Source organism: Rhizobium sp. 268 (assembly GCF_036571585.1).
GTDB classification, from domain to species: Bacteria; Pseudomonadota; Alphaproteobacteria; order Rhizobiales; family Rhizobiaceae; genus Rhizobium; species Rhizobium redzepovicii.
In genome coordinates this window covers 143,937-163,523 of sequence record NZ_JAPPSO010000013.1, presented here as the reverse complement: position 1 = coordinate 163,523, position 19,587 = coordinate 143,937, and the positions used below count along the sequence as shown (strand labels likewise).

At 62.0% G+C, this 19,587-nt stretch carries 20 protein-coding genes; 10 read left to right on the top strand and 10 right to left on the bottom strand.

The genetic code is table 11. The features are described 5' to 3' along the window. Positions 1-13 precede the first annotated feature (13 nt). Both OS035_RS24835 and OS035_RS24830 read right to left on the bottom strand, forming a co-directional pair. A complete protein-coding gene (locus OS035_RS24835) occupies positions 14-706 on the bottom strand; it encodes a MerR family transcriptional regulator (RefSeq protein WP_097629325.1) in 693 nt (230 codons plus the stop codon). Between the two features lie 172 nt (positions 707-878). Next, complete coding sequence (locus tag OS035_RS24830; RefSeq protein WP_131711353.1) at positions 879-1,082, bottom strand: hypothetical protein; 204 nt, start codon at positions 1,080-1,082, stop codon at positions 879-881. Positions 1,083-1,160: 78 nt separating this feature from the next. Between OS035_RS24830 and OS035_RS24825 the strand changes: the two genes are divergently transcribed. After that, entirely contained in the window at positions 1,161-1,913 is a 753-nt protein-coding gene (locus OS035_RS24825) for a pyridoxine 5'-phosphate synthase (protein ID WP_183779613.1), read from the top strand. A 210-nt stretch (positions 1,914-2,123) separates the two neighbouring features. Here OS035_RS24825 and OS035_RS24820 read toward each other — a convergent pair whose 3' ends face one another. Continuing rightward, on the bottom strand, positions 2,124-3,011 hold the full coding sequence (locus tag OS035_RS24820) for an SDR family oxidoreductase (RefSeq protein WP_183779611.1): 888 nt from the start codon (positions 3,009-3,011) through the stop codon (positions 2,124-2,126). Between the two features lie 123 nt (positions 3,012-3,134). Here OS035_RS24820 and OS035_RS24815 point away from each other — a divergent pair, with 123 nt between their 5' ends. Then, complete coding sequence (locus OS035_RS24815) at positions 3,135-3,551, top strand: winged helix-turn-helix transcriptional regulator (protein ID WP_183779609.1); 417 nt, start codon at positions 3,135-3,137, stop codon at positions 3,549-3,551. 15 nt (positions 3,552-3,566) lie between these two features. On the opposite strand, the gene OS035_RS24810 is transcribed toward OS035_RS24815, so the two are convergent. From OS035_RS24810 to OS035_RS24790, 5 genes are all read right to left on the bottom strand, one after another. Next, the gene (locus OS035_RS24810; RefSeq protein WP_097629329.1) at positions 3,567-3,797 is read right to left on the bottom strand and encodes a DUF6429 family protein; all 231 of its coding nucleotides are present in this window, start codon (positions 3,795-3,797) and stop codon (positions 3,567-3,569) included. 107 nt (positions 3,798-3,904) lie between these two features. After that, on the bottom strand, positions 3,905-5,113 hold the full coding sequence (locus OS035_RS24805) for an MFS transporter (protein ID WP_097629330.1): 1,209 nt from the start codon (positions 5,111-5,113) through the stop codon (positions 3,905-3,907). A gap of 103 nt (positions 5,114-5,216) precedes the next feature. After that, entirely contained in the window at positions 5,217-5,834 is a 618-nt protein-coding gene (locus OS035_RS24800) for a TetR/AcrR family transcriptional regulator (RefSeq protein WP_097629331.1), read from the bottom strand. Positions 5,835-5,893: 59 nt separating this feature from the next. After that, positions 5,894-6,811 carry a bifunctional helix-turn-helix transcriptional regulator/GNAT family N-acetyltransferase gene (locus tag OS035_RS24795; protein WP_331814193.1) on the bottom strand — a complete coding sequence of 306 codons (918 nt, stop codon included), beginning with the start codon at positions 6,809-6,811 and terminating at the stop codon, positions 5,894-5,896. Positions 6,812-7,045: 234 nt separating this feature from the next. Continuing rightward, positions 7,046-7,765 (bottom strand): aspartate/glutamate racemase family protein, encoded by a 720-nt coding sequence (locus OS035_RS24790; protein WP_097629333.1) that lies wholly within the window; start codon positions 7,763-7,765, stop codon positions 7,046-7,048. A gap of 155 nt (positions 7,766-7,920) precedes the next feature. Here OS035_RS24790 and OS035_RS24785 point away from each other — a divergent pair, with 155 nt between their 5' ends. The 5 genes from OS035_RS24785 to OS035_RS24765 all read left to right on the top strand — a co-directional run bounded on the left by OS035_RS24785 (position 7,921) and on the right by OS035_RS24765 (position 13,424). Then, positions 7,921-8,385, top strand: coding sequence for an Lrp/AsnC family transcriptional regulator (locus OS035_RS24785; protein ID WP_097629334.1), 465 nt, complete (start codon positions 7,921-7,923; stop codon positions 8,383-8,385). 27 nt (positions 8,386-8,412) lie between these two features. Further along, positions 8,413-8,970 carry a hypothetical protein gene (locus tag OS035_RS24780; RefSeq protein ID WP_097629335.1) on the top strand — a complete coding sequence of 186 codons (558 nt, stop codon included), beginning with the start codon at positions 8,413-8,415 and terminating at the stop codon, positions 8,968-8,970. Between the two features lie 126 nt (positions 8,971-9,096). Next, positions 9,097-9,612, top strand: a complete 516-nt coding sequence (locus tag OS035_RS24775) for a BA14K family protein (protein ID WP_183779605.1) — start codon at positions 9,097-9,099, stop codon at positions 9,610-9,612. A gap of 282 nt (positions 9,613-9,894) precedes the next feature. Further along, complete coding sequence (locus OS035_RS24770; RefSeq protein WP_097629385.1) at positions 9,895-11,160, top strand: NAD(P)/FAD-dependent oxidoreductase; 1,266 nt, start codon at positions 9,895-9,897, stop codon at positions 11,158-11,160. Between the two features lie 308 nt (positions 11,161-11,468). Continuing rightward, on the top strand, positions 11,469-13,424 hold the full coding sequence (locus OS035_RS24765) for a GTP-binding protein (RefSeq protein ID WP_183779602.1): 1,956 nt from the start codon (positions 11,469-11,471) through the stop codon (positions 13,422-13,424). Positions 13,425-13,542: 118 nt separating this feature from the next. Here the strand turns inward: OS035_RS24765 and OS035_RS24760 are convergent, their stop codons facing one another. Beyond that, on the bottom strand, positions 13,543-14,589 hold the full coding sequence (locus tag OS035_RS24760; RefSeq protein ID WP_097629338.1) for an NAD(P)-dependent alcohol dehydrogenase: 1,047 nt from the start codon (positions 14,587-14,589) through the stop codon (positions 13,543-13,545). A gap of 218 nt (positions 14,590-14,807) precedes the next feature. Between OS035_RS24760 and OS035_RS24755 the strand changes: the two genes are divergently transcribed. The 3 genes from OS035_RS24755 (at position 14,808) to OS035_RS24745 (ending at position 18,553) form a co-directional block, all read left to right on the top strand. Next, on the top strand, positions 14,808-15,716 hold the full coding sequence (locus OS035_RS24755) for an AraC family transcriptional regulator (protein WP_097629339.1): 909 nt from the start codon (positions 14,808-14,810) through the stop codon (positions 15,714-15,716). Between the two features lie 99 nt (positions 15,717-15,815). After that, positions 15,816-16,871, top strand: coding sequence for a glycosyltransferase family 2 protein (locus OS035_RS24750; RefSeq protein WP_097629340.1), 1,056 nt, complete (start codon positions 15,816-15,818; stop codon positions 16,869-16,871). Beyond that, positions 16,871-18,553, top strand: a complete 1,683-nt coding sequence (locus tag OS035_RS24745) for a hypothetical protein (RefSeq protein WP_097629341.1) — start codon at positions 16,871-16,873, stop codon at positions 18,551-18,553. The genes OS035_RS24750 and OS035_RS24745 overlap by 1 nt, the downstream gene beginning before the upstream one ends. Here the strand turns inward: OS035_RS24745 and OS035_RS24740 are convergent. Next, the gene (locus tag OS035_RS24740; protein ID WP_097629342.1) at positions 18,548-19,552 is read right to left on the bottom strand and encodes a sugar-binding transcriptional regulator; all 1,005 of its coding nucleotides are present in this window, start codon (positions 19,550-19,552) and stop codon (positions 18,548-18,550) included. The genes OS035_RS24745 and OS035_RS24740 overlap by 6 nt on opposite strands. Between the last annotated feature and the right edge of the window lie 35 nt (positions 19,553-19,587).

The window sequence follows — 19,587 nt, the reverse complement described above, 5'->3', positions numbered from 1 at the left end:
CAGGCGTTCAAGATTATGCCTGCACGATGCCGAGCAGAACGGCCTTGGCGATCGCCTGGAAGCGGTTGTTGGCGCGGAATTTCAGGATGATTGCGGCTTCGAGATCCCTCGTCTCATCATGCTTCAGATCGAGCGCCCGGGCGATTCGCTGGGTGGAATAGCCCTCCGCCATCAGTTCCAGGCAACGCCGCTCCTGCGGGGTCAGGCTTGCGCTGTCCTGGTTGTCGTTGAGCGGCGGCTCTTCGACACTGTTGTCGTAATCCAGAAGGTCGCCCACCTGCTGGAGCTGGCGGTGCAGCGTCGACATCTCTGCAGTCAGCTCGCGCTTGCGCACCTGCAGCGCCTCGCGGAACATCGCTTCGGCCCTTTCCTGCGAATCGGCCTTGCGAAGCTCGTCCATCAATTCCTGGATGACGGCGATCGGCATGCCGGTCTCGCGGCAGACGGTGATCACAGCCATGCGCATCACGTCGTCCTGGCCGTAGACCCGCATCAGCCCGATTCGATTGGCAGAAATCAACCCCTTTTCTTCGTAGAAATGCAGTGTCCTGTGCGTAACGCCGAATGCGTTGGCCATATCGGCGATTGGCACCGGACCGTCCGGTAGATCCGGCGGCAGCGCAGCCGAAGGCAGAAACCGGTATTTCGACCGGACCTCCGAAGCGATACCGGCGGCAGCAAACAGGCGTTTGGAACCGTCTGGCATGAACCCTCCTAGGGCATCGTGTTGCACCTCATGCGGATTTGCCAGTTGCTTCCCAGGCGCGGCGAGTGGGGTTTTCCTCTGGCGTTCTTGTCATTGGGAAAGAAGCAGTACGCGGCCTACGTTTACGCGATACAATGTCCACGTTATGCGTGAACGATCTCTTTTATAAGTGCTAAAAATAATCTCTTTTAAATGGGATAGCAACGTAAGGGCATATTTTGCCGGCACGCCTTCTGTGCTGCAGCAAAACATGTGCTGCACTGCCGCATGATCCGGCCATCTTCGGAAGGTAGCGGGAATTACTGTTTGCGCTACGCTTGCCGTCGATGTTCGATTGAAATGCTTGGGTTTCATCAACGTCCGGCATCGCATCCATCTGCGAATCTCGTTGGCCATTGCAGAGCACTTGGCTTAAAGCAGGGCATCCCGTTTCCGTGACCGATGGATGCCAGCCATGCCCGCCAAGCTCTCCGTGAACCTCAACGCCGTCGCCATGCTGCGCAACCGGCGCGACCTGCCCTGGCCGAGCGTCGAAGCGCTGGGGCGAATCGCCCTTGCGTCAGGAGCGAGCGGCCTGACGGTGCATCCGCGCCCCGACCAGCGCCACATTCGCTTTTCCGACCTGCCCGTGATCCGCAATCTGATCGATGACGAATTCCCGAACGCCGAGTTCAACATCGAAGGTTATCCCACGCAGGAATTTTTTGACCTCTGCGCCGGAGCCGCGCCCGAGCAGGTGACGCTGGTGCCTGACGATCCCGCGCAGGCGACCTCGGATCACGGCTGGGATTTCCGCAAGCACCGGGCATTTCTGACCGATGCCGTCGCACGGCTGAAGACGATGGGATGCCGGGTGTCGCTGTTTGCCGACGGAGACGGGGATGCTGAAGCCGTCGAGATCGCCAAGGCCGTCGCCGCCGACCGGATCGAACTTTATACCGGTCCCTATGGCGGCTGTTACGATGCGCCGGAACGGGCGGCCCCGATTCTCGAAGCGCTCGGACGGACGGCGGATGCGGCGCTGGCGATCGGCCTTGCCGTTAATGCCGGCCACGACCTGACGGTCGCAAACCTGCCCGATCTGGTGAAGCGCATTCCGGCGCTTGCCGAGGTGTCGATCGGCCATGGGCTGACCGCCGATGCGTTGGAATATGGCATGGCCGAGACGGTCAGGCGGTTCTGCAGGGCGTGTGGGCAGAAGGTTTGATCGCGACTCACTCAATTTGCCGCGAGGAAAGAGTGCCCTGCGCCCAAGGACTTGGGCGCGCTGGATTCCTGTGCTTGTCACAGGAATCCAGCCACGGCGCGTCCCGCCGTGAATGACTCCTCTGCAATGAGGAGCTTCTTCCACTAAAGGATCAAGCATGCCGTGCCCCCTTCCTCAGGTGAAATCCGAGGAAGGGGGCAAGCCTCGGTCTCAAGCCGTCAAAGCAGCCTTATGCGCCACGAAGAAATCCTTCAGCGATTGCGGCTGTTTGCCCGTCAGCTTGGTGAAATCCTCGGTGACGATGTCGAACTTGCCGGCGCGGATGTTGGCGTCGGCCGACACCAGCATGTCGGCGACGAAGCCGGGGAGGCCGGCACCGCGCATGCCCTGACCGAGCTGTTCGTCATTGACGTCGACCACTTCGAGTGGCTTGCCGGCGGCTTCGGCGGCGATGCCGGCGATCTGGCGGTTGTCGAGAGACACCGCACCGGTCAGCGTGTAGGTGGCGCTGTCCGATGTGCCGGAGGCAAGGACGGCGGCGATCGCCAGGGCGCAGTCGTCACGCGAGATCGTCGAGACCTTGCCGTCGCCCGTGGCGCTGTACCATTTGCCGCCCTGCAGGTTGTGCGGCATGCTGTGCAGGTAATTGTCGTGATACCAGGCGTCGCGGATGATCGTGTAGGCGAGGCCGCTCGCCTTGATGGCGTTTTCGCTGCCGAGATGATCAGGCGCGAAGGTGACGAGCGAATCGTCCGGCGCCGGCATCGAGGTATAGGCGATGTGCTTGACGCCGGCCTTGGCGGCAGCGGCAACGGCCGCCTTGTGCTGGGCGAGGCGTTTGCCGGGGGTATCCAGCGCATCGGTGCTGATGATCAGCAGGCGGTCGACGCCGGCGAACGCCTTCTCGAGGCCTGCCGCGTCATCGAAATCGGCCTTGCGGGTGATAACGCCCCTGTTTGCGAGTTCGGCGAGCTTTTCCGGGTTGCGCGTCGCCGCGATGATCTGGCCGGGGGCGACCTTATAGGTCTCGATGAGGTGATGGATGACGCGCTGGCCGAGCTGTCCGGCGGCGCCGGTGACCAGGATGGTTTCGCTCATAAGTCGGTTCCTTCTGTGCTCGATAGGTAGTCTCAAAAAGAGAGCAGCACTAGAATAGGAATTGACTTGGCGGTGTAAAGGAGGCAGTTTTTCGGCTCTACGTTACCAAAAGGGAACCAGCTCATGAGCGGCGCGGTCGTCAGTCTGAAAAACAGGATGCCGGGGGCGCGGCGCAAGATCGATCTTGCCGGCCTTGATTTTTCCAACTGCCCGGTCAGGGACATGATGCAGCAGATCGGCGGAAAATGGTCGACGCTGCTGCTCGAAGTGCTGGCGGCGGAGCCCCGTCGGTTCGGTGAGTTGCGGCGGATGCTGCCCGATATTTCGCAGCGCATGCTGACACAGACGCTGCGTGATCTGCAAAGGGACGGTTATATCGCTCGTGAGGTCTTCCCGACCAAACCGCCGAGCGTCGAATATTCGATGACCGAACTGGGCCGCTCGCTCTACCAGCCGCTGTCGCAGCTGTTGAACTGGGCGGAAGCCAACCATGATGCGGTGCGAGCCGCCCGCTCACATTTCGATTCCGCCGATGGTTAAGGGGTGAGGACCTCTTTACGTCGATCGCGTAAACAGAGCGCGGAACAATTCCTCCGACCGCTGCAACCCTTCGTCGCTCAGAACAACTGATTTGGCCTTGCCCGCGGGATTGGCAATCAGACCCTTCTTGTACAAACGATCCATCGCGTCCCAGTCGAACCCTTTCCAGGCCCGATCGCCGTCATGCAGCGTCAGCCAGAGCAAAGCGAGAACGGCATCGTCGATCTTTTCTTCATCCATTTGCATGCCGGAAGCATCCCTGTAAGAACGAGAAAACCCTGTCGTCCTCGTACTTTAACTCACGTATCATCCTGAGATCGACTCCGATTTTCGGGATTATGCGTCAGGTCAGCTTACCTGTCGCGCCGTTCCGTGAGGAACAGCAGGAAAGCAAGCGCCGGGAAGGCGAAGCCGATCCAGGCGGTCATCGTCCAGCCGCCGGTCGCATAGGCCCAGCCGCCGAGCGCCGAGCCGAGCGCGCCGCCGGCGAAGAAGGTGGCCATGAACAGGCCGTTCAGCCGGCTGCGATGTTCCGGGTTCAAGCCATAGATGGCACGCTGGCCGCAGACGAGATTGGTCGTCACCCCGAAATCGAGCATGATCGCCGCCACAGTCAGTAGGATCAGGGCGGTCAGCGAGCCGTCCGCGGCGAAATGGCTGATCAGGAAGGAAGCCATGCCGAGCAGCATGGCAAGCGTCGAGGCAATTTTCGTCATGCCGCGATCGGCAAGCCGGCCGGCAATCGGCGAGGCAACGGCGCCGGCAGCGCCGGCAAGCGCAAAGAGGGCGATGCCGTTTTGCGTCAGGCCGAAGGCCGGGCTTGCGAGCAGCAGCGGTGTCGTCGTCCAGAACAGGCTGAAGGCGCCGAACATGCCGGCCTGATAAAGCGCCCGGCGCTGCAGCACGCGTGAGGTCAGCGCCAAGTGGCCCATGGAAGCCAGCAACTCGCCGTAGCGCAGCTTCGTCTTCGGCACGCGCACCGGCAGGTTGGCGCGCAGGATGACTGCGAGCACGATCATCAGCGCTGCGGTGACATAATAGACCACATGCCAGGACGAGGCCTCGGCGACGAAGCTTGCGAAGGGGCGGGCCAGCATGATGCCGCAGAGCAGGCCACTCATGACGTTGCCGACGACCTGTCCGCGTGTCGCGTCGGGCGCCATGTTGGCGGCAAAGGGAACCAGGACCTGAACGGCGACCGATGAAAGGCCGATGCAGAGCGAGGCGACGAGGAAGGCTGTGGGTGTCGAAGCCAGGGCCGCACCGATCAGCGCAACAGCGGAGACGGCAACCAGCAGCAGCACAAGCCGGCGGTTCTCCGTGAGGTCACCGAGTGGCACGATCAGCAGCAGGCCGAGGCCGTAGCCGATCTGCGTCAGCGTGACGATCAGGCCGGTTGCGGCAGGCGTGAAACCGAGCTCGGCGCTGATCGGACCGGCAAGCGGCTGGCCGTAGTAGAGATTGGCGGCCACCAGACCGCAGGCGGCGGCAAAAAGAAAGGTGAGCCAGGGGGATAGCGCCCGTGGAATGGCCTTATCCGGCGCGGTGGCTGAAATGCTCATCAGAAACTCCGGTATGATTGAATGGATTAATCGCAAATCGGTCTGCCGGCGGCCACCCGTTTCCGGGCGCGCAGGGGAATGCAGGCATTCCCCTGGGCGGAAGTCAGGTCACCAGCTTCATCGCGGCTTCGGCAGCCGCGGCCATTTCTTCGCCACTGCGTTCCGTCTTGCCGATGACGCGCATGCCCTTGGTGAGGCAGAGAAGCGCAAGTGCCACAGCCGATACATCGATATCCGCCGAAATCGAGCCGTCGGACTGGCCGAGGCGAATGAGGTCGGCGAGAAGCGTTTCGTCGGTGATGAAGGCGGTGGCGACGCGCTCAGCCGCCTCTTCGTCGAAGAGGGCGAGATCGCCGGCGCTGCCGACGACGAGGCAGCCCTGCCTGCCGATTTCACCGTGGGAAGAGCCGGCAAAGAAGGTGATGAGCGCATGGAGCTTGTCGCGGCCGGTCTCTGCACGTGCCAGCTTGGCATCGAGCAGGCCGCGACGCACGGCACGGTAGCGGTCGAAGGCGGCGAGGAAGATGCCGCGCTTATCGCCGAAGGCCTTGTAGACACTGCCGGCGGCAAGCCCCATGGCTTCGGTCAGTTCGCTGATCGAGGCGGCATGGTAGCCGCGCTCGGAAAAGACACGCAGCGCCGCGTCGAGTGCCGCCTCGGCGTCGAATTCCCGCGGACGGCCGCGACTGCGGGTTTTCAGTTGGAGTGTCGTTGCATTCATGTACGCCTAATTAGGAAATGAACGTTTCCAAATCAAGCGAAATTTTGCGACGCAGTGATTCAGAGGGTGAGAACCCAGTTTTGGCCATTCGCTTCGGGGCCGAACATGCGATGTCTCTCTTCGGAGACAAGGCGGAAGCCTGATTTGACGTAGATGGCGCGGGCGGTCTCCAGCATGTCATTGGTCCAGAGCTGAAGTTCGCGGTAGCCTTTCTGCCTGCAAAAGCGGATGCATTCGTCGACCAGCAGCTTGCCGAGCCCGAGGCCGCGGGCCGACTTGTCGACATAGAGCAGCCGCAGCTTGGCGATGCCATCGCCGCCATTGGTGACGAGGACCGAGCCGACATTGACGCCGCCGCGTTCGGCAATCCAGCAATATTCGTTGGCGGGATCGAAATTGGCGAGGAATTTGCCGGCGACCTCGGCGACCAGCGCCTCGAAGCGTAGGTCCCAGCCATATTCCTCGGCGTAGAAGCGGCTCTGGCTCTGAACGATCCAACCGATATCGCCGGCGCGGTGGGCGCGGATGACAGCGGGGGCGGGCTTGGCTGCCGGGTCGAGCAGGGCGCGGATCGTGTCCATGGCCGAGACGATGGCTTGCGGTTCGCCGATCGCCAGATTGTCGAATCGGGCGGCGATCTGGGCATTGGCGCGCCGGCCGAGTTCCTCGAACTGCGCGCGTCCCCGATCGGTGACATCGATGATCTGGCTGCGCAGGTCGGCCGGATCTGGACTGGCCTCGATTAGCCCTTCGGCGCGAAAGCGCTTGAGAATGCGGCTGAGATAGGCAGGGTCGAGATGCAGGTCGCGGACAAGGGCTGCGGCGCTGATGCCGTCATGCGATCCGATCTCGAAGAGAATGCGGGCATCCGTCAGCGTGAAGGGGGAGTCGAGATAGGCCTTGTTCAAGAGGCCGAGGAAGTTCGTGTAGAAGCGGTTGAAATCGCGGGCGGTTTCGATGAGAGCGGTATCGGACATGGCAAAGGCCTCCCAATGGAGACCTCGGACTTGCCGACAAGGCCGGCCACTCACCATTCGTCATGCTCGGGCTTGTTCCAAGCATCTGCTTCCGGTCGATGGGTAGCAGATCCTCTGCACAAGGTCGAGGATGACGGCGCGTAAGTAAGCTAGGCTCGTCGATGAGACCGAGGCCTTCAAACGAAGACATTCGTTATATATTTAGTGGACTGAGTCAACTAAACTGTAGCGTACTCACGCAGCTTCTTCCGTTTCCGCTTCGTCGTCGCCGAGAGCGAAATCCACCGCCGCATGGGCATGGATCGACGTGGTGTCGAAGCCCGGGAGCGGCAGGCGGGTGGGATCAAGGATCAGGCAGATCTCGGTGCAGCCGAGGATGATGCTGTCGGCGCCGTGCTCTGCGGCGCGGTCGATGATATCGATCAGTTTTTCGCGCGAACTGTCGTGCACCCTGCCGGCGCAAAGCTCGTTGAAAATGATGTCGTGCACAGTGGTGCGGTCGGCGGCGTCGGGCACCATGATATCGAGACCGAGGCTCTTCATCCGGTCGGTATAGAATCCGTGCTCCATCGTGTAGCGGGTGGCAAGCAGCAGCGGACGCTTACGGCCGGCCGCATGCAGCGATTTCGCCGTCTCGTCGATGATGTGGATCAGCGGCGCGGAGATCTTGCCGGCGACCTCATCGGCAATCAGGTGCATGGTGTTGGTGCAGATGAGGATACAGCCGGCGCCCGCGGCCTCAAGACGCGCTGCCACCTCGCCGAGGCGGCGAGCTGCGCCAGCCCAGTCGCCTGCCTTCTGGAGTGCGACGATCTCCTCGAAATTGACCGAATGCAGAATGAGCTCGGCCGAGGCAAGGCCGCCTTTGCGGGCGCGCACCATCTCGTTGACGAGCCGATAATAGACCGCCGAACTTTCGAAACTCATGCCGCCGATCAGGCCGATCGTTTTCATCTCTTCATGCTCCCATGCTGCGAGTTTTGAAAATGATGCCGCAATGCTCGCGCGGTGTGTTTGCGTTGTTTGTCTTCCATATCAAATATCTGCTATGGTTTTGCGCAGTTTTTAAAAACCGTGCAAAAATCGGGCGGAGGATTTCCTTAAGGCACATGCTTGATGATCGTGACAGACGCATTCTCGACACGCTGCAGAAAGATGCAGGCATATCCGTGACCGATCTGGCCGAATACGTGGCGCTATCGGTCTCGGCCTGCTCGCGCCGCATTCAGCGGCTGGAGGAAAGCGGCCATATCCTTCGGCGCATCATCGTGCTCGACCGGGAAAGGATGGGCGTGCCGACGACGGTCTTCGCGCTCGTCAAGACGGCACACCATTCCGACGAATGGACGGAAACCTTCCGCAGGATCATCAGCGACATCCCCGAGATCGTCGAAGCGCACCGGCTGACCGGCAACCACGATTACATCCTGAAGATCGTGCTGCCGCGCGTCGAGCATTACGATGTCATTTATAAGCAGATCGTGCGCAAGCTGGAACTCTTCGACGTCTCGGCGTCGATCTCGATGGAGGAGTTGAAACAGGGAATGGCGATACCCGTGGGCTATGCCCGATAAAACGGCATTTTGAGAGGCTGCGATAATATGAGCAACAGCGATATTCATAGCTATTTTCTGCCAGGCGAAAAACTTCTTTGGTCGGGGCGTCCAGCACAGGGATTTCGTCTGACAATGTGGGATTTCGCCCTCGTTCCCTTCTCTCTTTTTTGGGGCGGCTTCGCTCTCTTTTGGGAGACCAGCGTATTGACCACGCCGGGAACGCCGGTTTTCATGCGCCTATGGGGTATCCCGTTCGTTCTGATAGGCCTTTACCTGATCGCGGCACGCTTTGTCGTCGATGCGGCCGTGCGGGCGCGTACCGAATACGCCCTGACCGACCGGCGCGTCATCATTCGCAGAAGCGGTCTCCTTCCGAATTTCTCTGCCACCCAACTCGACCTGCTGCCGTCGATCAATCTCGAAGAGGGCAGTTTCGGTAGGGGGACGATCACATTCGGCACGTCTTCTTTTCAGCGATACAAAACGGCAGGCGTCTGGACGCCCAGCCTGTCAAGAGACCCTCAGCTTCTGGGAATCGACAGCGTGCGGCAAGTTTTTAATCTTCTGGAAAAAGCACGGCTCGATTGCATGAAAAGCCGATAGTTCTCCGCGCCATCGATGGCGATTAATCTGCCTCGATACGGAACGTTTTTCGACATATTGCGTTCACCTTTGGTTCAGGAGGAGGGGAAGCTATGCCTCCTCTTGGAGGAGTAGAGGAGAACAGTCATGAGAAAGCTAACCATTTCAGCGTTATGCTTGATCATAGGTATGCCCGGCGTACCGGCGCAGGCGTTTCCGGCTATCACCGCACCCAGGATCGAACCTCAGCAGCCGACAGAGTATGTGCAATGGCATGGCGGCCATGGCCACGGGGGTGGCGGCCATCACGGTGGTTACCATCACAGTCATGGATCGGGTTGGGGCTGGGCCTTGGGCGGTCTGGCCGTCGGTACGATCATAGGCGGCGCATTGTCCCAGCCCTATTACGGCTCGTATTATGGCTCACCCTACGGCGGCTATTACGGTACGCCTTACCGCTATTATGGTTCGCCCTATCGCTACTATGGCTCGCCTTACCGCTATTATGGCCGGCCGTACCGCGCCTATGCATCTTCTGCCTATTATGGAGGAGGCGGAAGCCACGAGGCTTGGTGCTATTCGCGCTATCGTTCGTACAGGGCGTTCGACAATACGTTCCAGCCCTATCACGGACCCCGTCGCCAGTGCGTCGGTCCCTATTGATCGGCGCGTTACGCATCTGCGCCGTGAACTGCTTCGAGGCGACCCCCGTATTGCGACCCGGCGACACGGCATGCCTGTGTTGAACCGCGGCTGACGCTCGGGCTGGGTGGTTACGACTCGGCCCGAGTTCGGCTCCCATGAGCTTTCCCACAGGAAAAGCCGATAATCATCGAACCCTCTCCACTGCCGGCGGCGCAGGGCAGGCATGCCGAAACGGCAGTTGCAACATTCGCGGCAAAAGCCACATTGGTTTCGAGCGAAATGGCGCAAAAGGGGCAGGTCATGAGCGATCATCATGTCGTCGTTGTCGGCGGCGGTTTCGGCGGGCTGCAACTCGTCAACGGGTTGAAGGGGGCGGGTGTGAAGGTCACGCTCGTTGACCGGCGCAATCATCATCTTTTCCAGCCGCTGCTCTATCAGGTGGCGACCACCATCCTTTCCACCTCGGAGATCGCCTGGCCGATCCGCCGCCTCTATGCCGACCGGCCCGATGTGACTGTGCTCCTCGGCGAGGTCACCGGCGTCGACAGCGGCGCCAGGACGGTGTCGCTGCGCAACGGCATAACTCTGGGTTACGATACGCTGGTGCTGGCGACCGGGGCGACGCATGCCTATTTCGGTCGTGACGAATGGGAACCGGTGGCGCCCGGCCTGAAGACGCTGGAGGATGCGACGACGATCCGCCGGCGCGTGCTGCTTGCCTTTGAGAAGGCGGAGATGGAGCGCGATCCCGCCGCGCGCGACGCGCTTCTTACCTTCACCATCGTCGGTGCCGGGCCGACCGGCGTCGAGCTTGCCGGCATTATCGCCGAGCTCGCGCATTTCACGCTGCCGAAGGAATTCCGCAACATCGATACGCGCAAGACCCGCGTCGTGCTGGTCGAGGCGGGCCCGCGGGTGCTGCCGACCTTCGCCGAGGAGCTTTCGGCTTATGCTCAGACGGCGCTGGAAAAACTCGGCGTCGAGATTCATCTCGGTAGGCCGGTGACCGACTGCAACGCCGACGGCGTGAAGATCGGCGAGACCTTCGTCGCCAGCCGGACGATCGTCTGGGCGGCTGGCGTCACCGCCTCGCCGGCGGCCCGCTGGCTCGGTGTGCCGGCCGACCGGGCGGGGCGCGTCGTCGTCGAGAAGGATCTGAGCGCGCCTGGCCTGCCCGATGTCTTCGTCATCGGCGACACCGCTTCCGTCATGCGCGGGGACGGCAAACCGGTGCCGGGCATCGCGCCGGCGGCCAAGCAGCAGGGCGGCTATGTCGCCAAGGTCATCCGCGCCCGCCTGTCGGGAAAATCGGCGCCAGCGCCTTTTCGCTACCGGCATCAGGGCAGCCTTGCGACGATCGGCCAGAGTGCGGCGATTATCGATTTCGGCCGTATCAAGCTGAAGGGATGGATCGCCTGGTGGATCTGGGGCCTTGCCCACATCTACTTCCTGATCGGCACCCGCTCGCGCTTCTCCGTCGCCTGGAGTTGGCTGTGGATCTATCTCAGCGGCCAGCACAGCGCCCGGCTGATCACCCAGCGGGAGACGATGCGGGAGGAGGGGTAGCCTCTAGCTTCGAGTCGAGCCGGTGGACAGCAAGGGGGTGCCACACGGTAAACCCTCTCCTCCGTCATTCCTGTGCTCGTCACAGGAAAGGGTGGGTGGCGAAGGCCCGCACCGGATTTCTACCGAACGGTGGCTGAGGCAATACTCCCACGCTTGACTCATCTCCCCACACCGCCTTAGCATCCCGCCCGCGTCCCCCAACCACCACCTGGGGTGTCGCATCCAGCCGTATCAACGGATAGAGGTTCCAATGCGCCGAGTCACTTCTCACGAAAATCACGTCCGAATTTCTGAGAAGTTGGTGGTTCATGCGCACTTTGAATCTGGGCATCCTCGCCCATGTGGATGCAGGCAAGACTAGTCTTACCGAAAGACTGCTTTTTGACGCCGGCGTCATCGACAAGCTTGGCAGCGTCGATACCGGTAATACACAGACTGATACCCTCGAACTCGAGCGACAGCGCGGCATCACGATCAGGGCCGCGGTGGTGTCGTTTGCGATCGGCGACAGGGTCGTCAATCTGATCGACACGCCCGGCCACCCCGATTTCATCGCCGAGGTCGAGCGGGTGCTTGGATTGCTGGATGCGGCGGTCGTCGTCGTTTCGGCGGTCGAAGGCGTACAGGCGCAGACGCGTGTGCTGGTGCGGGCGCTGCGGCGGCTCGGCGTTCCCTTCGTCTTCTTCATCAACAAGGTCGATCGTCTCGGCGCGCGGTACGGGGATGTGACGGAGGCCCTTGCCGCGCAACTGGCGGTGCGTCCCATCGCCATGTCCTCCGTCATCGATGCCGGCAGCAAGCTTGCCCGGGTGGAGGCTCTGGCGCCGGGAGACGAGCCGCTTTTTTCAGCGCTCTGCGAGGCGCTCGGTGAGAACGACCAGGCGCTGCTCGACGACTATGTGCTCGTCCCAGAACGACTGACCACGGAAAGGCTCGGGCGCAGTCTGGCCGATCAGGTGGCAATGGGCTTGGTGCATCCCGTTTTCGCAGGAGCGGCCATGACCGGCGCCGGCGTGCCGGCGCTAAGCTCGGCCATCGCGACGCTGTTGCCCGAGCGGCGGCTTGATCCGGACGGGCCGGTCGCTGGCAAGATCTTCAAGATCGAGCGCGGCTGGGGCGGCGAAAAGCTCGCCTATCTCTACCTGACTTCGGGGACCCTGCGGCTGCGGCAATATCTGGATCTGCCGGGGGGAGAGGAACGGGTGACTGCAATCCATGTGTTCGAGGCCGGCCGCAGCCATGGCGCCGCGAGCTTCTGCGCCGGCCAGATCGCCCGCGTCAGCGGCCTTGCCGGTGCCCAGATCGGTGATGCGGTGGGCCGCAATCCGGCCTCGGGCGGGCGGGCTTACTTTGCCCCGCCGACGCTCGAAACGCGCGTGCTTGCCCGGCGGCCCTCGGACAGCGCGGCGATTTGGCTGGCGCTGAACCAGATGGCCGAGCAGGATCCGCTGATCAATTTGCGCAGGGCCGAGGAGACGAATGAAGTCTTCGTGTCGCTTTATGGCGAGGTGCAGAAGGAAGTGATCCAATCGACGCTGCTGACGGATTTCGGCCTCGAGGCGGGTTTCGAGGAAAGCACGGTCATCCTGGTCGAAAGACCCGTCGGCAGCGGGGTCGGCCTGCAGATACTCTTCAAGGAGCCAAATCCGTTTCTCGCCACCATCGGCCTGCGCGTCGAGCCGCGTCCTGCCGGCGCAGGCAACAGCTTCGCGCTCGAGGTGGAGGTCGGCCAGATGCCCGTCGCCTTTTACCGGGCGGTCGAGGAAACCGTGTTCGAGACGCTGAAGCAGGGCATTTTCGGCTGGCAGGTCATCGATTGCCATGTGGCGATGACGGCGGCCCGGCACAGTTCGCCCGCAAGCACTGCCGCCGATTTCCGGCAATTGACGCCCTGGGTGCTGGCAACGGCGCTCTCGGCTGCGCAAACGGCCGTCTGCGAGCCTTTCGACCGCTTTCACCTGGAAGCGCCTGTCGAGAGCTTGAGCAGCGTGCTGACTCTGCTGGCGAAGTCCGCTGCGGCGACGTCGCATTCCGTGATCGCCGATGGCGTGGCGCGGCTCGAAGGCATTCTCGCGTCTCAGATGGTTCAAAGCGTCCAGCAGCAATTGCCGGGCCTGACGAGCGGGGCAGGGACGATGGAAACCGCTTTCGATCACTACGCCCCGATGGCCGGGCCACCGCGCCTGCGCCGGCGTTCGGGGCCCGATCCGTTCAACCCGGTCGAATATCTGCTGCAGCTGCAGTCCGCGAGAGCCTCCTGCTGAGATGCGCAGGCCGAAGGCCGGAGCCTGGAAGCACGGGGCGGTCACTCCGATATGGCGGCTAGGAGGATGCCGGCCCATCAATAAAAAGGCGGCCCCCGAAGGAGCCGCCTTTCATTCCTCAAGCCGACAGCGAGGCAATATCGATGACGAAGCGGTAGCGGACGTCGCTCTTGACGACCCGCTCATAGGCTTCGTTGATATTCTGGATGTCGATCTTCTCGATCTCGGAGACGATGTTGTGCTTGCCGCAGAAGTCGAGCATTTCCTGGGTTTCTTTGATCGAGCCGATCATCGAGCCCGCCAGGCTCTTGCGCCCGCCGATGACCGAGAAGGCGTGCACCGGTACCGGGTGTTCGGGAACGCCGACCAGAACCATCGTGCCGTCAGACTTCAGCAGGTTGAGATAGGCGTTCCAGTCGATTGTGGTGCCGACCGTGTTGATGATCAGGTCGAAGGTGCCGGCGAGCTTGGTGAAAGTCTCTGCGTCGCTCGTTGCATAATAGTCCTTGGCGCCGAGCTTGAGGCCGTCTTCCTTCTTCGACAGAGATTGGGAGAGCACGGTGATGTCGGCGCCCATGGCAGCACCGATCTTCACACCCATATGGCCGAGACCGCCCATGCCGACGATCGCGATCTTCTTGCCGGGACCGGCTTTCCAATGCGCGAGCGGCGAATAAAGCGTGATACCGGCGCAAAGCAGCGGGGCGCCGGTATCGAGCGGAATATTGTCGGGGAAGCGCAGCACATAACCTTCCTTGACGACGATCGTGTCGGAGTAGCCGCCGAAGGTCGGGGTCGCGCCGTCGGCTTCATAGCCGTTATAGGTCGGGACGAGGCCCGGCATGTAGTGCTCGTAATCCAGGTCACGCGTGGCGCAGCCCACGCAGGAATCGACGAAGCAGCCGACGCCGACGCGGTCGCCGACCTTGAATTTCGTGACCTTGGAGCCGACGGCGGAAACGACGCCGGCGACCTCGTGGCCCGGTACCATCGGGAAGATGGAATTGCCCCACTCGTTGCGGGCCTGGTGAATGTCGGAGTGGCAGACGCCGCAATATTGAACTGCGATAACGACGTCGCCATCATTGGGTTCGCGGCGCTCGAAGGTGAAGGGGGTCAGCGGTTGCGACGCGTCGGTTGCGGCATAGCCTTTTGCGATAGCCATCTGAAGCTTCCTTTTGGGGTTGGGAGGGGTTGAGCGGGATGGCAGACTATTGCCCGGATGTTAGCGAGGGCGTTAGAGCGATCCTCTCAGCTTCTTGCACGATCCTGCAAAAGTCGGGCACCCGCCTGTTTGCGAAATGGCAAAGACACTCTAGATAAGGGCGGTATCGCCCGCGCCAGACAGCTGACAGTCAGACAGCTGACAGAGAGAGTTGCAGCATGACTTTGCCCTTCAGCCCCTATCAGGAGATCGTCGATATCGCGATGCGCTTTGCGCCTCACGACGGTGAGTTCTCCACTTCAATCGGCAATCTTCATGTCAGCCGCCGGTCCAAGCCCAGCGATCCCTTGCACAGCAGCTACCGGCCCTGTTTTGCCTTCGTGCTACAGGGAGCCAAGAGCCTTCAGCTCGGCACGGAACAGATCAGCTACGGGACGGGGGATTATCTGCTGACCTCGCTCGACCTGCCCGTCGCCTGGCGGGTCACGGAGGCAAGCCCCGAGGTTCCGCATCTCTGCCTGGGGCTGGCAATCGATTCCGAAAAGCTTTTGGAGCTGCTCAGCCGCATCGATATTCCGCGTCCGGCCGCCCATACCGACGGGCAGCGCGGCATGGTGGTGAACGTGGCGCCGCCGGAACTGATGGATGCCGCCGTCCGCCTGCTGCGCTTGCTCGATCGTCCAGGCGACATTCCCGCCATGGCGCCACTGATCGAGCAGGAAATCCTCTACCGGGTGCTGACCGGGCCGCATGGCGCCCGGCTGATCAACATCGCCACGTCAGACAGCCACAGCAACAGGATCGCGCGCGCCGTCGCCTGGCTGAAGGAGAATTTCGCGCGGCCGCTGCGCATCGAAGACCTTGCCGACCGCGTCAACATGAGCGTCTCGTCCTTCCATCATCACTTCAAATCGGTCACGGCGATGACGCCGGTGCAGTATCAAAAGCAGCTTCGCCTGCATGAAGCACGCCGGCTGATGTTCGTCGAGCGGCTCGACGCCGGCACCGCCGGCCACCGCGTCGGCTATCAGAGCCCGTCGCAGTTCAGCCGCGAATACAGCCGCCTTTATGGAGCCTCGCCCGCCCGCGATGTCGATGGCGGGCGCGAGATCATGGCGGCGGAATAGTATTCAAGGACCTTCGGCGGCCGCCATCCGGTCATTAAAGGATGTTTGACGTTTCCGGGCTAGGCTGGCGCGATCAATCAAGCAGGCACCGCCGTCCGCATGACGCAAGCACCGTCTCTTTCCATCGTCGCGCCTTGTCACAACGAGGAGGAGGGGCTGCGCGAGTTCTGCCGCCGCGCTGCCGCCGCGGCGCAGAGCGTTGCCGGCGACAGCTTTGAGCTCATCCTCGTCGATGACGGCTCGTCCGACGGCACCTGGGAGATCATCTCGGATCTGGCGGCGAAGCTGCCGCAGGTGCTCGGCGTTCGTCTCCTGCGCAATCACGGCCACCAACTGGCCTCGACGGCCGGCCTTTCCGCGTCGCGGGGCGAGCGCGTACTTTTGATCGACGCCGACCTGCAGGACCCGCCCGAGCTGCTTTTGATGATGATGCCGATCATGGAGCGCGGCGCCGATGTCGTTTACGGCCAGCGCACGCGCCGCGAGGGCGAAAGCTGGTTCAAACTCGCCACCGCTTCGCTGTTCTATCGCACGCTCTCCAGGCTCGCTTCCGTGACCATCCCGCGCGATACCGGAGATTTCCGGCTGATGCGCCGGCGCGTCGTCGATATACTGCTGGCGATGCCGGAGCGCGACCGTTTCATCCGCGGCATGGTCAGCTGGATCGGCGGCAGGCAGGTGGCGCTGCCCTATGAGCGCGACGCCCGTTTTGCCGGCACGACGAAGTATCCGCTGCGCAAGATGATCAATTTCGCGCTCGATGCGATCACCAGCTTTTCGACGACGCCGCTGCGCATCGCCACATGGCTCGGCATGATCAGCGCCAGCGTCGCGATGGCGCTGCTCGTCTATACCTTTATTCGCTGGCTGCAGGGCGAGACGGTCACCGGCTGGTCGTCCATCATGGCCGCCGTCAGCGCCTTCAGCGCCATCCAGCTGATCTGCATCGGCATCATCGGTGAATATCTCGGCCGTCTCGTGCAGGAGAGCAAGCGGCGGCCGATGTTCATGATCGAGACGATCCTTCGCGGCAACGAACATGCCGAGCTGCCGACCGCTTTTTCCGAGATGGGCGCCGGCGACAAACGCGCAGCATTGGATGCGGCCTTTGCACCAGGCGAAGCGCGCTCGAAAAAGAACAGCCGGACCGGATGATGGACCGGATTGCTGCACCTGTTCATGCGGCTGCCGGGCCTGAGGATTTGACCGCCCGGCAGGATTCCACGGTCGCGATCATTGCTTTCGTGGTCCTCACCGCGGTCCTGGTGACACTGTTCCGCTTTCCGCCGGTTCTCGACTACGCAAATCACTACGCCCGTATCTGGCTTCTTTCGGGTGGGATCGGCGAACGGCCGTTTCCTGAGATCTATGCGATCGATTGGAACCGCACCTTCACCAATGTCGGGATCGATCTTCTGGCGATCTCGGTAGGACCGCTGGTCGGCGCCGATAGGTTGGCGCGGACTTTGCTTTTCCTGGCGATCGTGCTGCCGCCGCTTGGCGCGATCAGCCTGCACCGGGCGCTTTTCGGCGGCCGGCACTACTGGCAGATCGCCATGCTGTCGCTTGGCTGGTGCGCCACGATGATCGGCGGCTTCATCAACTTCCAGATCGGCCTCGGCATGGCCTTGTTCTTCGCCTGCGCCGACCTGCGGCTGCAGCGCCGAAATCCGGTTCTGCTTTTTGCCTGGCGACTTGCCGCCGCGCTGCTGCTGACTGTGATGCACATCTTCTCACTCGGCTTCTATATGGCGATCGTCTGCGGTCTCGAATTTTCCTGGCGTTTCGACATCGTGCGATCGAAGGCGGGGCTGATGAGGCTCGCCGGCCGTTTGGCGCTGGCGATCGGCGCCTGCGTCCTCCCGCCGCTCGCGCTCTATCTTCGCACGACCGCTTTGCCGAACGCCGGCGGCGATGGCCTTGGCCTTGTCTGGAACGATGGCGTCATCCTGATCGTCATGAACCTGTTTTCCGCCATCACCACCTATGTCCCGGCGGTGGATGTCCTGCTGATTCTGCCGCTGATCCTCATCTGCACGCGCGCCGTTCGCGCAGGCGACATCCGTATGCATGCGGGCCTTGCCGTCGCGGCCTGCGGGTTGCTGCTTCTTTCCTGTGTCGCACCGCTCCACATGCTCAACACCGGATGGATCAGCTGGCGCTTTCCGATCATGACGGCGCTTGTCGCCATGGCGATGGTGTGCCCCTTCGCCAATCTCACGCGCCGGCAGGCGCTGTTGCTGGCGCTTGTCGTCAATCTCGCGGTTTTCGGCCGGACCGGCTGGATCGGTTGGAACTGGTGGCTGGCGCAGAGGGACGTCAATGCCGTCGAGACCGTGTTGAAAAAGGTGCCGGCCGGCGCGGCTGTTCTGCCTCTAGGGCACGAACCCGAGATGGTCGGCGACATCGCCCATTCCAACCGGCATTTTGCCTGGGGACTGGACACCTTCCGGCATTTGCCGACGCTTGCCGTACCCTTCTCGCATGCCTTCGTGCCGACGTTGTTCACCGCCAAAGGCAAGCAGCCGCTCACTGTTCTGCCGCCTTGGTCGGAGATCGCGGTTCCCGAGGGCGATCTCGTGTCGATCGGCGTGCTTTCATGCCCTGACATGATGCAGGAATATAGAGACTATGCGCCTTATCTCTCGGACTGGCGCAGGCGTTTCGATTTCATCCTCGTCGCCAATGCGGATATGCCCGACCGGTATGTCGGCACCGCGATGCCGGCCGGCCTGACGCTGATCGAGGATGCCGGCTTCGCCAAGCTCTACGCAATCGACAAGGCGGCACCGGCAGAGCCTCTCTCTGTTCCCGCCGGTTGCCCCACGGCTCTATGAACCGCTGCGCGCCCGGAGATCGAGCGCAAGCTGTCGTGCTTGCCGGGCCGTCTCTTCATCGCAGATCAGCACGTTGCCCAGACCCGACAGCAGCACAGCAGCAATAGCCTGCGCCTTGTTCAGGCCGCCAGACGCGAAGATGACGTTCGGAATGGCGCGCAGGGCTTCGAGCTCGGGAGCGATCGCGCATCTGTTTATCGCATGTTCGATCGGGCGCCCGGTTTTGTCGACGAACTGGCCGAGCACATCTCCACAGGCGCCGGCTGCGACGAGCTCCTCGATATTGATGCTGCTCGGCAGGCCGTAGCGCATTAGCAGCGAGCGTTCGGTCATGTCGCCGATGCTGAGCACGATGACGTCATTGGCCTCGATCTGCCGAAAGGCCGTCTCGAAGACATCCTGCCTGATAATCGCCGTGCGCGACTCCGGCGTGCCGGCATAGATCGGCGCAGCAAGATAGGAACATTCCGCGTTAAGCTGCCGAGCAAGATCGCTCGCAATGTCGAAAGTATTGATTTCGATGCCGTGGGTCAGCCCGCCCATGACCGAATTGACACAAATATCAGGGCGTCTCAGCGATGGCATATGACGCACCATTTCGCGGAGCGTCGCTCCCCAACCGACGCCGACGCCGCGGATGTTGCCGCCGTTCAGCAATTGCACGAGATAATCGGCTGCCGCCTGGCCGAGCAGAACAGGGATAAGATCCGCATCTTCAGGTGTCGGTACAATGATCGCGCGATTGAGAGAGAATTCCATGGCCAGCTGCTGTTCCAGGGCGACACAGGAGGTCAGCCGGGAATTGAGGGTGATCGTCACCAGGCCCGACCGGCGCGCCTCGGCGATGATCTTGTTGACGCGAAGCCGGTTGGTCGAAAGCGCTTCTGCAATCTCACCCTGGGTGCGTCCCTCCATGTAATAGAGCCAGACCACGCGCACCTGCATCTGCTCGTCGGGGAGCGCCATCGGTTGGAAAGAAGCACCTCTGTTCTGTGACATGCAATAATCTGCGCCTCCAATTCGATGGCCATGGA

Coding starts and splice junctions, on each gene's coding strand:
- OS035_RS24835 (WP_097629325.1), bottom strand. CDS start 706: ATGCCAGACGGTTCCAAACGCCTGTTTGCTGCCGCCGGTATCGCTTCG.
- OS035_RS24830 (WP_131711353.1), bottom strand. CDS start 1,082: ATGGATGCGATGCCGGACGTTGATGAAACCCAAGCATTTCAATCGAAC.
- OS035_RS24825 (WP_183779613.1), top strand. CDS start 1,161: ATGCCCGCCAAGCTCTCCGTGAACCTCAACGCCGTCGCCATGCTGCGC.
- OS035_RS24820 (WP_183779611.1), bottom strand. CDS start 3,011: ATGAGCGAAACCATCCTGGTCACCGGCGCCGCCGGACAGCTCGGCCAG.
- OS035_RS24815 (WP_183779609.1), top strand. CDS start 3,135: ATGAGCGGCGCGGTCGTCAGTCTGAAAAACAGGATGCCGGGGGCGCGG.
- OS035_RS24810 (WP_097629329.1), bottom strand. CDS start 3,797: ATGCAAATGGATGAAGAAAAGATCGACGATGCCGTTCTCGCTTTGCTC.
- OS035_RS24805 (WP_097629330.1), bottom strand. CDS start 5,113: ATGAGCATTTCAGCCACCGCGCCGGATAAGGCCATTCCACGGGCGCTA.
- OS035_RS24800 (WP_097629331.1), bottom strand. CDS start 5,834: ATGAATGCAACGACACTCCAACTGAAAACCCGCAGTCGCGGCCGTCCG.
- OS035_RS24795 (WP_331814193.1), bottom strand. CDS start 6,811: ATGTCCGATACCGCTCTCATCGAAACCGCCCGCGATTTCAACCGCTTC.
- OS035_RS24790 (WP_097629333.1), bottom strand. CDS start 7,765: ATGAAAACGATCGGCCTGATCGGCGGCATGAGTTTCGAAAGTTCGGCG.
- OS035_RS24785 (WP_097629334.1), top strand. CDS start 7,921: ATGCTTGATGATCGTGACAGACGCATTCTCGACACGCTGCAGAAAGAT.
- OS035_RS24780 (WP_097629335.1), top strand. CDS start 8,413: ATGAGCAACAGCGATATTCATAGCTATTTTCTGCCAGGCGAAAAACTT.
- OS035_RS24775 (WP_183779605.1), top strand. CDS start 9,097: ATGAGAAAGCTAACCATTTCAGCGTTATGCTTGATCATAGGTATGCCC.
- OS035_RS24770 (WP_097629385.1), top strand. CDS start 9,895: ATGAGCGATCATCATGTCGTCGTTGTCGGCGGCGGTTTCGGCGGGCTG.
- OS035_RS24765 (WP_183779602.1), top strand. CDS start 11,469: ATGCGCACTTTGAATCTGGGCATCCTCGCCCATGTGGATGCAGGCAAG.
- OS035_RS24760 (WP_097629338.1), bottom strand. CDS start 14,589: ATGGCTATCGCAAAAGGCTATGCCGCAACCGACGCGTCGCAACCGCTG.
- OS035_RS24755 (WP_097629339.1), top strand. CDS start 14,808: ATGACTTTGCCCTTCAGCCCCTATCAGGAGATCGTCGATATCGCGATG.
- OS035_RS24750 (WP_097629340.1), top strand. CDS start 15,816: ATGACGCAAGCACCGTCTCTTTCCATCGTCGCGCCTTGTCACAACGAG.
- OS035_RS24745 (WP_097629341.1), top strand. CDS start 16,871: ATGGACCGGATTGCTGCACCTGTTCATGCGGCTGCCGGGCCTGAGGAT.
- OS035_RS24740 (WP_097629342.1), bottom strand. CDS start 19,552: ATGTCACAGAACAGAGGTGCTTCTTTCCAACCGATGGCGCTCCCCGAC.